The sequence below is a fragment of the Tychonema sp. LEGE 06208 genome (genome assembly GCF_015207505.1).
GTDB lineage: Bacteria > Cyanobacteriota > Cyanobacteriia > Cyanobacteriales > Microcoleaceae > Microcoleus.
Genome location: NZ_JADEWT010000028.1, coordinates 26,474 through 39,572 on the forward strand (window position 1 = coordinate 26,474; position 13,099 = coordinate 39,572).

Sequence of the window (13,099 nt, forward strand, 5' to 3'; positions counted from 1 at the left end):
TTGATATAAATGCTTGAATTATCAGCCCTTGGTCTGCTACAGCGGGAACCGTTGCACGGCTATCGGCTAAAGCAAAAACTAGAGCTGTTCATGAGCAGTTGCATCAGCGTTAACTACGGAGCGATTTACCCGCTGCTCAAGCGTTTGGAACAGCGAGGCCAGATTGCGACAATTGCCGAAGAAGCCGGAGATGCGGGCTGTCCGCGCAAAATTTACGCCATTACAGACAAAGGGCGCGAACTCTGGCGAAAAAAAATGGTCGATCACCCTCAAGAAAGTTGGGTAAACAGTGGTTCCCGTTTCCAAATCAAATTTTTCTTTTTTGGCGACTTAGAACCTGCAGAACGCCTGAAATTGTTGGAACACCGCTTGCGAGTCTGTTACATCCGACAAGACTACATCGAAAGTCTCAAAAGCGAATATCCGCTAACCGACGAGTATCAACTCGCCTCTGGCGATCGCTGCAACTCAGTGCTGTCCTTAGAAATACAGTGGTTAACCGAGCAACTAGCTAAGGAGAAAAGCGATCGCGCGACTCTCCAACCCCATCAAAAAAACACTTGGGAGATTCCATCTCGCTTGAGAGGGACGCTAGAGAGCAAAGATTCCGCCAAAGTCTAAGTAAGTCAAATGTTAAAAAAAAATCTAAGTGGTGCTCCATGAGTTATTCTAAATCCCCAGAATCCGTCGTTGAATCTAAATCTCTAGAATCCGCCGTTGAAGTTGAAAACCCAAAAACTGGTACACCGGAACTTCATCTAACCGATGCAGACAACTATCAACCCGAAGAATTTCCCGCCGTTGCCGATCGCCCGCGCCCAGCGAAACCGCGATCGCGCTGGCTGCTAATCGCCGCCATCGCGATCGTCACAGGAGGCGGCGGCTGGTACCTGTGGCAGTCGAGTCACAGTCGCCCGCCGCAACAAGCAGCAGCAGGTAAACCCAAAGGCATACCAGTCAAAATCGCAGCCCTTGAAACCAGCTCGATCCAAGATACCTCCGAATTTGTCAGCAGCCTAGAGGCAAAACGCTCAGTACAAATCAAACCCCAAACCGAAGGGCTAGTCACGGAGATTTTTGTCAAATCTGGAGACTCGATCGAAAAAGGACAAGCCATCGCCCGGATCAAAAGCGACAGCGCCCAAGCTCAGTTAAGACAATCCCAAGCCAATCTCAGCGCCGCCGAATCTAATTTAGCCGAACTCCAAGCAGGTGCCAGGCCAGAAGAAATCGCCCAAGCCCAAGCCCAAGTCGCCCAAGCTCAAGCCAACCTAGCCCAACTGCGATCGGGCAGTCGGCCCGAAGAAATTGGTCAAGCCCAAGCCCTCGTCTCCCAAGCCGAAGCCAACCTGGCCGATGCCCAAACAGGTAGCCTCCTAGAAGACATCGCCCAAGCAAAAGCCCAAGTAGAAGCAAGCACAGCCGAAGCTAAGCTGGCGGCCCAGCAACTTGTCAGGTATCAAGCATTAGCCAAAGAAGGCGCAACATCCGCCAACACCCTCCAGGAATACATTCAAAAAGAAAGCACCGCCAAAGCCAATCTCCGAGAAGCTCAAAGGCGGTTGCAGCAGCGGCAAAAAAACCGAGAAGCCGAAATCGATCGGCGCACAGCAGCCTTACAACAGCAGCGGGAAGCTTTGCGGCAATCGCAAAACGGTGCGCGCCCCGAAGAAATAGCCAAAGCCGAAGCAGAAGTTGCCCAAGCCAAAGCCAAATTAGCTCAGTTAGCCAACGGCACCCGCCAAGAACAGGTCGATCGAGCCGAAGCGCAAGTGGCCCAAGCCGCCGCTCAAGTGCGCGGTTTTGAAGTACAACTCCAAGAAACTGCTGTCATCGCGCCCTTCGCCGGAGTCATCGGCGACATACCAGTCAAAGTCGGCGACTACTTAAAAACAGGTGATGCGATCGCCATCTTAACAGAGAACCAACTGCTAGACTTGCGGTTATCAATTCCTTTAGAACGGATGCCACAATTACGCCTCGGGTTGCCAGTAGAAATGCTCGACACTCAAGGAAAGGCGATCGCCAAAGGTCAAATCAGTTTTATCTCCCCCAACGTCAGCGCCAACTCCCAAACAATCTTAGCTAAAGCCACCTTTCCCAACCCCACAGGCGAACTACTAAACCTCCAATTTGTCAAAGCCAGAGTCATCTGGGATCAGAAGCCAGGAATTTTAGTTCCAGTCACAGCAGTCACTCGCTTGGGCGGGGAAACTTTTGTCTTCACAGCTCAAAAGCCAGAACAGTCAAAACCTGGAATGCCACCTTTAGTAGCGCGACAAAAACCCGTGAAACTGGGAACCATCGAAGGCAATAATTATCAAGTTATCGAAGGCTTGCAAGCCGGAGAAAAAGTTATTGTCGCAGGCATTCTCAACTTGACAGACGGCGCTCCCATCGTCATTCAAGAACCAGCAGAAGCGGAAGGAAAAAAACCACCAGTAGGAGGAAAAAATTAATCGCGGTTCGTAGTGCAGGCGCTGACTGACGCAACATCTAATCAGACTTACAGCAGATTCCAGGTAAGTGAGTTACAAAAAAATTGTTATCTGTAGGGGCGATGCCCCCGTGCTCGCCCTCCGGCTCCCGCTCCGGCTTTTTTGTACTTCATAAACCTGAAATCTTCTGTAAGTCCGCACTACCAACTAATTAAATATATTCGCAGCTTATACAAAAAATCAGGAAATAAACCAAACTTTTTTGGGAGAGCAATAATTTTGATAAATAGTATCAAATCTGAATCAAGATTTAGAGTATTTTCCCAATTAACAGGATTGAATAGAGGATGAATAAAATTAATCAACTTCATCCTTAAATATCTAAATTCCAATTGCAATTACCAATTACCGATTACCCATTACAAAAATAATGTTTGCAGATTTCTTTATTAAACGACCCGTCTTTGCCAGTGTCTGCGCCTTAGTGATCATTCTAGTAGGCGCAATTAGCATTCCCACGCTGCCGATCGAACGCTTCCCCGACATCAGCCCCACCCAAATCACCGTCACAGCCAACTATAGCGGGGCTAGTGCCGAAATTGTCGAAAATGCAGTTACAAACATCCTAGAGAGGCAGATAAACGGCGTTGAAGGACTAAAATATCTAACTTCTAGCAGCAGTAACGACGGCACCAGTAGCATCACAGCCACCTTTGACTCCTCGCGCAACAAAGATATTGCCGCAGTCGATGTTCAAAATCGAGTTGCAGTCGCCCAACCCCAACTACCAGATGCCGTACAGCGCACGGGAGTGAGAGTTACAAAACAATCTAGCAGTCTCTTGCTGGCGATCGGCTTATTTACAGAAAATAAAGAATACGACACCATATTTTTAAGCAATTACGCCGACTTGTATTTAGCAGACGCGCTAAAGCGAGTAAAAGGCGTTGGCGACGTGCGAATTTTTGGAGAACGCCGCTATGCAATGCGCCTGTGGATAGACCCCAATAAATTAGCCGCCCGCAGTTTGACAATGCAAGATGTCACCAGGGCACTTAACGAACAAAACATACAAGTTGGCGCCGGGAGAGTTGGCCAAGAACCAGCTCCAGAGGGGCAAATGTATCAAATTGATTTACGGGCAAAAAGCCGCCTCCAAGAACCCGCAGAATTTGAAAACATTGTCTTGAAAACAGAGGCCAATGGCACGGTTATTAAATTAAAAGACGTTGGTCGAGCCGAATTAGGAGCCGAAAATTACAACTCTTTCCTGCGATTTAGAGGCAAGGATGCGGTAGGCTTGGGAATTTATCAATTGCCCGGAAGCAATGCTTTGAATGTTGCTAATGCCGTCAAAGCAGAAATGGAAACACTAGCTAAAGGTTTCCCTCCGGGCTTGATACATAGAGTAGCGCTAGATACGACTTTGTTTGTCCAAGAGTCGATGTCAGAAGTTGTGAAGACACTATTTGAAGCTGTCTTGCTAGTGGTAATAGTAATTTTTGTTTTCTTGCAAGACTGGCGGACTACTATTATTCCCACTATCACAATTCCGATTTCTTTGATTGGGACTTTTGCCTTTATCAAAGTTTTCGGATTTACCATTAACAGTTTATCTCTATTTGGTCTAACATTAGCGACAGGGTTGGTGGTTGATGACGCTATTATTGTAGTAGAAAATATCGATCGTTTGATTCGCCAAGGCATGAATGCCCGCCAAGCAGCTTTCGAGTCAATGCGGGAGCTTTTTAGCGCTGTAATTGCGACTTCCTTAGTGTTGATGGCAGTGTTTATACCAGTGGCATTTTTTCCCGGAACTACGGGAGCACTCTACAAACAATTTGCTCTGACAATTGCTTTTTCTATTGCTCTTTCTACCTTCATGGCTATTACCCTTACCCCTGCACTGGCAGCTATATTACTGCGGCGAGGGCCGAAGTTTGGGGGGCCAATTGGTTGGGTGTTCGATCGCGTTAATGGATTTCTCGATTGGACGCAGCGGCAATACCGGCGATCTTTGATATTTCTCACTCGAATTAAAACAATCGTCACCCTCCTATTCATCGCTTCTCTGGGATTCACAGCTTGGCTTTATCTATCAGTACCGACAGCATTTATCCCAGAGGAAGACCAGGGATATTTTCTAACAATTATTCAAGGCCCCCAAGGAGTTTCGCTGCAATACACTCGCCAAGTGATGGATGAAGTTGAGAAAGAAATTCTTAAACTTCCTGAAGTTGTAGGTACTTTTTCAGTAGGAGGCTTTGGTTTTAGTGGTAGCACATCTAACCAAGGTATTATTTTTACTACGCTTAAACCCTGGAGCGAACGTCACGGAGAAAGTCAAACTGTACAAGCGATTATTGGCAGCTTGCAGGGTAAGCTTATGGCGATTCCCGAAGCTAGAATTTTCCCGGTGAATCCGCCGGCAATTCAAGGTTTAGGTCAATTTGGAGGCTTCCAATTTCAATTGCAAGACCGCAAAGGTAACAGCGGTTTAGATGCGATGGTTGAGACGATGGGTGGAATTTTGAAGCAGGCAAATCAGACACCGGGATTGCAGGCGGTATTTAGTACGTTTGCTGCGAATACGCCTCAGTTAATTGTGGAGGTTGACCGCAATCGAGCTAAGGCTTTGGATATTTCTCTCAATGATATTTTCAGTACGCTACAAACGGCTCTGGGTTCGCAGTACGTGAACGATTTTAATCTGGAGCAGCGCAATTATCGGGTGTACGTTCAGGCGGATCAACAGTTTCGCGATAATCCTGAAGATATTGGTAAATTGTACGTCCGCTCTGGAAAGAATGAAATGATTTCTTTGAGCAATTTGGTGAAGCTAACTCCGGTGGTGGGAGCACAAACTGTTAATCACTACAATTTATATAGGTCAATTGAAATTACGGGTTCTCCGGCTCCGGGAGCGAGTTCGGGACAGGCGATTAAATCGATGGAAAAGGTCGCGGCTCAAGTTTTACCAGCAGGTTTTGCCTACGAATGGTCTGGCACTTCTTTAGAAGAAATTGAGTCGGGGGGTCAAGCTCCAATTATTTTTGGTTTGGGGCTGATTTTTGTGTTCTTGGTTTTGGCGGCTCAGTATGAGAATTATGTCGATCCTTTCATTATTTTGCTGTCGGTGCCTCTGGCGATTTTAGGTGCGCTTTTGGCTCAGTCGTTGCGGGGTTTGGCGAATGATGTTTATTGCCAGATTGGTTTGGTGATGTTGATTGGATTGGCTAGTAAAAATGCGATTTTAATCGTGGAGTTTGCTAATCAATTGCGGGAGCGGGGATATCCAATTGCTAAGGCAGCAGTTGAGGCGGCCGCAGAGCGTTTGCGACCGATTTTGATGACTTCTCTGTCTTTTATTTTGGGTATTACTCCTCTGATTAACCCGGAAGGTGCGGGGGCGGCGAGTCGCCGATCGCTAGGGAATGCGATCGCGGGGGGGATGGTTGTTTCTACTTTCTTGAGTTTGTTTATCGTGCCGGTGCTGTATGTGGTGATTGCTTCGGCTAGCGATCGCTTTAGGAAGCCCTCTCGCCCGGAAAATCCCCTCGACGATGACATAAATGTGGATGGAAAAACGACTGTCCACGATGAGGTGGAACGCGATCGGGTATCGCCATTGTAGTTTTAGAGGGATGGGTTTTTACTCATCCTGATTCTGAAAGTGAGTAATTCCTTGGTCGATCAAACCCTGGGTTACTCTTATCTTTTGGGAGATTTCAGAGTTTTTGTGCAAGCCCTAATTATAGAATGTCATCGCGAGCGTAACGGATTGAGATTGGTTCGCGCGGACGATCGCAATGACCGTTAGGTAATTAGTCATTGCAGGTATCTTTTCGCCGATCGCCCTCCACCGTGCAATAATAAAATGACTTGCACCCAAACTCTATCACAAGGGTAAACACTGACAAATTTACCGCTACATATAGCGTCTAAACTGTCAAGCTATGCAAGTTTCAAAATCAAACCGGCTGTTGCACTACACAAATTTTTCCTAATGGCTGAAGTCCCCCAAACACCCTCAGAACTTGCCGAAGCCCTCAACGGCTTTACCGATATCAACTTTCAATTGCCAGATCCCGAAGACGAACAAATACCCGACTTCGACTTTGAGAATCAGGTTGACACAGCATGGAAAGTGTGCGATCGCTTCGACTTGCAAACCGACATCTGGCGCGGACAAATTCTCCGAACAGTGAGAGACAGAGAAAAAAAAGGCGGCGAAGGACGTGGCACTGGCTTTTTGAACTGGCTCAAAGAACGAGAAATTGGCAAAAGTCAAGCCTATTCTTTGATAGAACTAGCTAATAGCGCCGATACTCTGATCCAGCAAGGAGATTTAGACCCAAATTCGATTAGAAACTTCAGCAAAAGAGCCTTTATAGAAACCGCCAAAGCATCTCCCGAAGTGCAGCAAATGGTAACAGATGCAGCCGCAAGCGGCGATCGCATTACCCGTCGCGAAGTCAAACAACTGTCCGACGAATGGATGGCCATGAACTCAGAATTATTGCCAGAAGAAGTCAAAGAAAAAGCATCTAGCGGTTCCCTTCCTTCCCGCTATCTCGCACCCTTAGTCAAAGAAATGGAGAAACTATCTCCATCTCACCAAAGCGAAATTCAAAAAGAAATAACAGAAAATCCCGACGTAGATACAGTAAAACAGCTAACTTCCGACGCCAAGAATTTATCAAAATATCTCGACGCAGCCGCCCAAGTACAAGCTCTCAACCAGTCTCATTTAGATATGGAAATGGCTTTAGAAGAATCTTTGCGAGTCGGTTGTTTGGGAACCACCGCCGACGTTGTAAAACAAGCAGCACAGCTAGAACAAACAGTAGTCAAGCTCTATACAATTTGGAAGCGTTTAGGCAGTTTAGCAGATAGATTGTATGTAGACACAGGAGCCAGCACACCCAATTTGCGCTTACTGTTGGGATGCTTGGACAGTCTTTCGGGAGAAAAGATTGAAGTTGATTTCGGAGACGGAGAACGCTCTATTCGCTTACAAATTTTCAGCGAATAGCTAAACGTTGAAATAGGTTTGTAGTCAGGAATTTAGTTTTTCCTTATTGATGCGGAATAAAGTCCTGACTGCGAACCAAATCGGGAGCATCTCAGTTTTGCAAACAGCATTTTTTTTATTGTAGTACCACTCGCGAGCGGGGATGCTCGCACTATCAATGAAAAACTGAGATACTCCCACCAAATCTGCGTTAATTTATGCTTATTTCCGCTTGAAATTTCTGATTTTTTTCCAAAGATAGCGCGGACTCAAATAACGCCGATATTTAGTAACTACTTCTTTCCCCAAAATTACCACGCTCAGCCAAAAGCAAACTTCTGCCCCAACAGCTAGAATGATATTAATTGTAGTTTTTTCGGCGAGGCTCAGTGGCATAAACGGCACAATAAACAAGATTGCCACCCAGGGCACGAAAGATGCAATAAATAAAAACCAGCCCAGCTTTTGCATAGATTCACTTTGTCCGCAATGACATATTTTTTGGTAGCAAGCACTTCAATCATTGTTGAGTTTGAATCACAACAGAGGACTTATGTTCTCACTAATAACTTATATTTTGCTCCAAACCCAAAATCAATTCTTAATTCCCGTCGCCGCAATCCCGCGAATAAACTGCCGCTGACCGGTCAAAAATAGCAACACCACCGGCACAGTCCCAATTACTACCGCCGCCATCAACAACTGCCAACTGCTAGTAAACTGTTCCTGAAACTCCGCCAAAACCAACTGCACAGTCCGCAATTCCGGCCGCGTCGTAAACACCAACGGCTTAAACAAATCGTTCCACTCCCCGATAAACGTAAACAAAAACAGCGTCACCAAAGCAGGGCGGGCCAAAGGTAACATCACCCGCCACAACACCTGCCAGCGGTTAGCCCCATCCAGCATTGCCGCTTCTTCCAATTCCACCGGAATTGTCATAAAATACTGGCGCAGCAGAAAAATCCCGAAACCGTTAGCCGCCGTCGGCAAAATCAGCGCTCCGTAAGTATTCAGCAGGTGGCCCCACTTCAAAACCATGAAAATGGGAATTACCAAAAGCTGAAACGGAATCACCAGTGTTGCCAAAACTACTAAAACTAGAGCCTGCCGCCCCCGAAACTTCAGCCGGGCCAAAGCATAACCCGCCAAAGCAGAAGTCACAACCTGAAAACCCGTCACTGCGATCGCCACTAGAGTAGAATTAACAAATGCCAACAAAAAATTCCCCCTGCGCCAAGCCTCCTGATAGTTTGCCAAAGTCAAGCCTGTGGCCTTGACACCGACACCAGATGGTGACAGCGAAACCAAAAAAACAGCAGCCAGCGGCAGGAGCACCAGCGCAGCCCCCGCCAACAAAAAAATAAAGCTCAGCACTTTCAGCGCTTGAGACCAGCCCAACGATTTACCCATAAACTTGCGAATTAACCTAAAATAATAAGCTTGTGAGGCTCTCAAACCAGATCGCCTCCCAGATTCCCACACAATCGTAAATTTTTAGTCGAAAATAGGTAAAGTGTAGTGCACGCGACCCCAAAATTTTAAGGGGTTTCCAAACATCCTACAAGGTTATATAAGGAGAAAACGTATCCATGCCACAGCTTGAGGCCAGCCCAACAATAGACTTTCAAACCGAAACTTACAAAGACGCTTACAGCCGTATCAACGCCATTGTGATTGAAGGCGAACAAGAAGCTCACGACAATTACCTGACACTGGCCGAACTGTTGGCTGACAAAAAAAGCGAATTAATTGGCTTGTCCAAGATGGAAAACCGCCACATGAAAGGCTTCCAAGCTTGCGGTCGCAATCTCAAGGTCACGCCCGATATGGCATTTGCCAAGCAATTCTTTTCGGATTTGCACAGAAACTTCCAAACAGCCGCGGCTGAGGGTCAGATTGTAACTTGCTTGCTGATTCAATCGCTAATTATCGAGTGTTTTGCGATCGCAGCCTACAACATATACATCCCCGTCGCCGATGACTTTGCACGCAAAATCACCGAAGGAGTCGTCAAAGAAGAATACAGCCACCTCAACTTTGGGGAAGTCTGGCTGCAAGCTCACTTCGAGGAATCCAAAGCCGAACTCGAAGCCGCCAACCGTCAAAACCTGCCCATCATCTGGAAGCTGCTAAACGCTGTCGCAGACGATGCCCGCGTCTTGGGAATGGAAAAAGACGCTTTAATCGAAGACTTTATGATTGCCTACGGCGAAGCCCTAGGCAACATTGGTTTTAACAACCGCGACATCATGCGGATGTCAGCACAAGGCCTCGCAGCCTAGTTAATTGGGAAATAAGGAATGGGAAAAAACTTGAAAATTAAAAATGATATCCCTCATTTTTAATGGAAAAATTGATATTTTTCTTCTTTCTTCTTCCTTCTTCCTTCTTCCTAATGACGGCAGAACTGATGGGTAATCGGTAATCAATGATGGGTAATCGGGAATTCTATCCGTTACATCCGTTAAATCCGCTACACAATCGGCTGCCGAACTTCCTTCTTCTTCAATCTTCCTTCATTTGACAACTTAATGTTTGGTCTAATCGGTCACTTAACCAGCTTAGAACACGCCCAATCAGTAGCTAACGAGCTGGGCTATCCAGAATATGCCGATCAAGGTCTCGATTTTTGGTGCAGCGCACCGCCCCAAATAGTTGACAATATCACTGTCACTAGCATTACCGGGCAAAAAATAGAAGGCCGCTATGTGGAGTCCTGTTTTCTGCCGGAAATGCTAGCCACGCGCCGGATTAAAGCAGCCACTCGCAAAATTCTTAATGCGATGGCACACGCTCAAAAAAACGGGATTAATATCACTGCATTAGGCGGATTTTCTTCGATAATTTTTGAGACTTTCAACTTGCAGCAAATTAAGCAAATTCGCAATCTCAAGTTGGAATTCGAGCGCTTCACCACTGGTAACACCCACACGGCTTACATCCTGTGCCGCCAAGTAGAAGAAGCTGCCCCAAAATTGGGGATTGAACTTTCAAAAGCTACTGTAGCGGTTTGTGGGGCTACAGGTGATATTGGCAGTGCGGTGTGTCGCTGGCTCAATGTTAAAACAAATGTAGCAGAATTGTTGCTAATTGCCCGCGACAAAGAACGCTTGCAAGATTTGCAATCGGAATTGGGGCGAGGCAAAATCATGAAGTTGGAAGAAGCCCTGCCGCAAGCGGATATTGTAGTGTGGGTCGCCAGTATGCCAAAGGGAGTAGAAATTGACCCGAAAACTTTGAAGCAACCCTGTTTATTGATTGACGGTGGCTATCCGAAAAATTTGGCAACTCAGGTTCAGCATCCCGAAGTTTTTGTGCTCAATGGCGGGATTGTGGAGCATTCCCTCGATATTGAGTGGAAAATCATGAAGATTGTCAATATGGATGTGCCGGGCCGACAGTTGTTTGCCTGTTTTGCCGAATCCATGCTGCTGGAATTTGAAAAATTGTATACCAATTTTTCTTGGGGACGGAATCAAATTACAGTGGAAAAGATGGAGCAAATTGGCGAGATGTCCGTTAAACACGGTTTCCGACCTTTGATGTCATTCTGATGTGATTTGTTGCGGTTATTGGTTATTGAGGAAAGTTTTTCTGAGAATAACCAGTAACTTTTTTTGATGCAGCTAACAGTTCATTAACAACGGATATATAGCAGTTAGAGCGAAAGATGAGGTGTTGACCGATCGATCTCTCATCGAGAGTGAGAACTGCTATATGTCACCTCGGAAGTTCTCCCCGCAGTTTTTGAGAGTCATGACTGCGATCGTGTTTTTGCTAAGTTCATCAGGAATGTCCAAAGCTTCGGACAGTTGACGCAAAAAATCCTGTTCTTGAGCGGTGAAAATTCCATCTACCAAAACCAAATCTGTAGCGCAAAAGCTGTTTCTCGAAGCTGAGGATTTAAGGCATTTTTAGCAGCAGCAAATACCTCAGCCAGACTGTACTGGCTGCTCAATTTCAGGACTTTCTTAAAAAGTTTTTGGAAGTGTTGGCTAGACTAATATCTAAACAAGCGAATGTGATTGGCGGCGAGAGTTTGTCTTTCTGCTTCAGATATTTTACCGTCGGCGGCAACAGCTAATACAGACAGAGCTGTTAAAGCTTCCGAAGCGGTGAGTTCGATCGCACTGGTATCGCTTTTTGCACTTTGCAACCATTCAACAGAATTTAGTTTTTTGTTGCTGTGGGGGGCATAGGAGCGTGGGGAGTGGCGCCGGTAAACTCAGGTATCTAACAAAAACAGTGTAGCAAAAAACCAGGCTGGAGCCTCTGGCTTTTAACTCTTGTCAACGAGCCAAACATAATTAAAAATTAAAAACTTCCCAAGAACACTCTTTTTCAGCAACGCCTGACAGGGTAGGATCGGGAAACAGTCGATCGACTAAACCTTAAAACCCTATAGAAATTATCAGCGTGCCAAACTCAGACCGCAAACCACTACTCCTAGATTTTGAAAAGCCGCTGGCCGAACTCGAAGCCCGAATTCACCAGATTCGGCAACTCGCCGAAGAAAACAGCGTCGATGTCACCGACGAAATTCGCAAACTCGAAGCTCGTTCCACCCAACTGCGGCAAGAAATTTTCAGCAGCTTGTCCCCCATGCAGCGGCTGCAACTGGCCCGTCACCCGCGCCGCCCCAGTACCCTCGATTACATTCAGGCAATTAGCGACGAGTGGATCGAGCTGCACGGCGATCGGCGCGGCGGAGACGACCCGGCCCTAGTCGGCGGAATTGCCCGTATAGACGGGTGTCCTACAGTCATCATCGGCCATCAAAAAGGGCGCGACACCAAAGACAATATCGCCCGCAACTTCGGCATGGCGGCGCCGGGGGGCTACCGCAAAGCCTTGCGGTTGATGGAACACGCCGATCGCTTCTCCATGCCAATTTTCACCTTTATCGACACTCCCGGAGCTTGGGCGGGCTTAGAAGCTGAACAGCTAGGACAGGGAGAGGCGATCGCCTGCAACCTCCGAGAAATGTTTCGCCTCGACGTTCCGATTATATGTACCGTCATCGGCGAAGGAGGTTCCGGCGGTGCATTAGGTATCGGTGTTGGCGAGCGGCTGTTGATGATGGAACATTCTGTTTATACCGTCGCCACCCCGGAAGCTTGCGCCGCCATCCTCTGGAAAGACTCTGGCAAAGCCAACTTAGCAGCAGAAGCCCTAAAAATCACTTCCTGGGACTTAAAAAACCTCGGCGTTCTCGATCAGATAGTACCCGAACCGATTGGTGGCGCTCACTCGAATCCGCTAAAAGCTGCGTCAGCCCTCAAACAAGCTTTGTTGGAAAACTTAGCAGAACTGACACAGCTTACTGGCAAGCAGCGGCGGGATCTCAGGTATCAAAAGTTTCGTGATATCGGTGTATTCAATGAAATTGCTGCTTGAGTCGATCGATTCAGATTTATCAGACACAAACAATAATTCTTGTGGAGCAGGCTCTTTGAGCCTGCTCTTTACAGGCTTTTAGAAGATTCGTCTATTAGTGATGAGTTGAAAATTTCTTAACTTCCAGCGAGTAATATCATCTCCGGTCGATTATCACCATAACAAAAATGGATGGCGCGTGCGGACTGAAGTCCGCACTACGAACGGGAGTGCTCTGGATCTATCCACCGGACACGACATCAAAACT

Annotated in this window: 11 protein-coding genes; 7 read left to right on the forward strand and 4 right to left on the reverse strand. The window is 46.8% G+C overall.

All coding sequences use genetic code 11. The annotated features are described in order from the left end of the window. Positions 1-9: 9 nt before the first annotated feature. The 4 genes from IQ263_RS10090 to IQ263_RS10105 all read left to right on the forward strand — a co-directional run bounded on the left by IQ263_RS10090 (position 10) and on the right by IQ263_RS10105 (position 7,473). Entirely contained in the window at positions 10-621 is a 612-nt protein-coding gene (locus IQ263_RS10090) for a PadR family transcriptional regulator (protein ID WP_228049942.1), read from the forward strand. 38 nt (positions 622-659) lie between these two features. Beyond that, positions 660-2,459, forward strand: coding sequence for an efflux RND transporter periplasmic adaptor subunit (locus IQ263_RS10095; protein WP_194067300.1), 1,800 nt, complete (start codon positions 660-662; stop codon positions 2,457-2,459). Positions 2,460-2,868: 409 nt separating this feature from the next. Beyond that, complete coding sequence (locus tag IQ263_RS10100; protein WP_194067301.1) at positions 2,869-6,072, forward strand: efflux RND transporter permease subunit; 3,204 nt, start codon at positions 2,869-2,871, stop codon at positions 6,070-6,072. Between the two features lie 372 nt (positions 6,073-6,444). Next, the gene (locus tag IQ263_RS10105; protein WP_194008679.1) at positions 6,445-7,473 is read left to right on the forward strand and encodes a hypothetical protein; all 1,029 of its coding nucleotides are present in this window, start codon (positions 6,445-6,447) and stop codon (positions 7,471-7,473) included. 201 nt (positions 7,474-7,674) lie between these two features. On the opposite strand, the gene IQ263_RS10110 is transcribed toward IQ263_RS10105, so the two are convergent. Together IQ263_RS10110 and IQ263_RS10115 are read right to left on the reverse strand one after the other, a co-directional pair. Beyond that, positions 7,675-7,923, reverse strand: coding sequence for a transporter suffix domain-containing protein (locus IQ263_RS10110; protein WP_194067302.1), 249 nt, complete (start codon positions 7,921-7,923; stop codon positions 7,675-7,677). 123 nt (positions 7,924-8,046) lie between these two features. Beyond that, positions 8,047-8,865 (reverse strand): carbohydrate ABC transporter permease, encoded by an 819-nt coding sequence (locus IQ263_RS10115; protein WP_194067303.1) that lies wholly within the window; start codon positions 8,863-8,865, stop codon positions 8,047-8,049. Positions 8,866-9,044: 179 nt separating this feature from the next. On the opposite strand from IQ263_RS10115, the gene IQ263_RS10120 reads away from it, so the two are divergent. Both IQ263_RS10120 and IQ263_RS10125 read left to right on the forward strand, forming a co-directional pair. After that, positions 9,045-9,737 (forward strand): aldehyde oxygenase (deformylating), encoded by a 693-nt coding sequence (locus IQ263_RS10120; protein ID WP_194008682.1) that lies wholly within the window; start codon positions 9,045-9,047, stop codon positions 9,735-9,737. Positions 9,738-9,986: 249 nt separating this feature from the next. After that, positions 9,987-11,009, forward strand: coding sequence for a long-chain acyl-[acyl-carrier-protein] reductase (locus IQ263_RS10125; RefSeq protein ID WP_194067304.1), 1,023 nt, complete (start codon positions 9,987-9,989; stop codon positions 11,007-11,009). Positions 11,010-11,168: 159 nt separating this feature from the next. Here IQ263_RS10125 and IQ263_RS28415 read toward each other — a convergent pair whose 3' ends face one another. Together IQ263_RS28415 and IQ263_RS28420 are read right to left on the reverse strand one after the other, a co-directional pair. Then, positions 11,169-11,315, reverse strand: coding sequence for a hypothetical protein (locus tag IQ263_RS28415; RefSeq protein ID WP_228049943.1), 147 nt, complete (start codon positions 11,313-11,315; stop codon positions 11,169-11,171). A 140-nt stretch (positions 11,316-11,455) separates the two neighbouring features. Next, positions 11,456-11,611, reverse strand: a complete 156-nt coding sequence (locus IQ263_RS28420) for a hypothetical protein (RefSeq protein WP_228049944.1) — start codon at positions 11,609-11,611, stop codon at positions 11,456-11,458. A 260-nt stretch (positions 11,612-11,871) separates the two neighbouring features. Between IQ263_RS28420 and accA the strand changes: the two genes are divergently transcribed. Beyond that, positions 11,872-12,852, forward strand: coding sequence for an acetyl-CoA carboxylase carboxyl transferase subunit alpha (gene accA / locus IQ263_RS10135; protein WP_194067305.1), 981 nt, complete (start codon positions 11,872-11,874; stop codon positions 12,850-12,852). Positions 12,853-13,099 lie beyond the last annotated feature (247 nt).

What these genes read in the sequence shown, in the direction of transcription:
- IQ263_RS10090 (WP_228049942.1), top strand. Translation starts at nt 10, where the DNA reads ATGCTTGAATTATCAGCCCTTGGTCTGCTACAGCGGGAACCGTTGCAC.
- IQ263_RS10095 (WP_194067300.1), top strand. Translation starts at nt 660, where the DNA reads ATGAGTTATTCTAAATCCCCAGAATCCGTCGTTGAATCTAAATCTCTA.
- IQ263_RS10100 (WP_194067301.1), top strand. Translation starts at nt 2,869, where the DNA reads ATGTTTGCAGATTTCTTTATTAAACGACCCGTCTTTGCCAGTGTCTGC.
- IQ263_RS10105 (WP_194008679.1), top strand. Translation starts at nt 6,445, where the DNA reads ATGGCTGAAGTCCCCCAAACACCCTCAGAACTTGCCGAAGCCCTCAAC.
- IQ263_RS10110 (WP_194067302.1), bottom strand. Translation starts at nt 7,923, where the DNA reads ATGCAAAAGCTGGGCTGGTTTTTATTTATTGCATCTTTCGTGCCCTGG.
- IQ263_RS10115 (WP_194067303.1), bottom strand. Translation starts at nt 8,865, where the DNA reads ATGGGTAAATCGTTGGGCTGGTCTCAAGCGCTGAAAGTGCTGAGCTTT.
- IQ263_RS10120 (WP_194008682.1), top strand. Translation starts at nt 9,045, where the DNA reads ATGCCACAGCTTGAGGCCAGCCCAACAATAGACTTTCAAACCGAAACT.
- IQ263_RS10125 (WP_194067304.1), top strand. Translation starts at nt 9,987, where the DNA reads ATGTTTGGTCTAATCGGTCACTTAACCAGCTTAGAACACGCCCAATCA.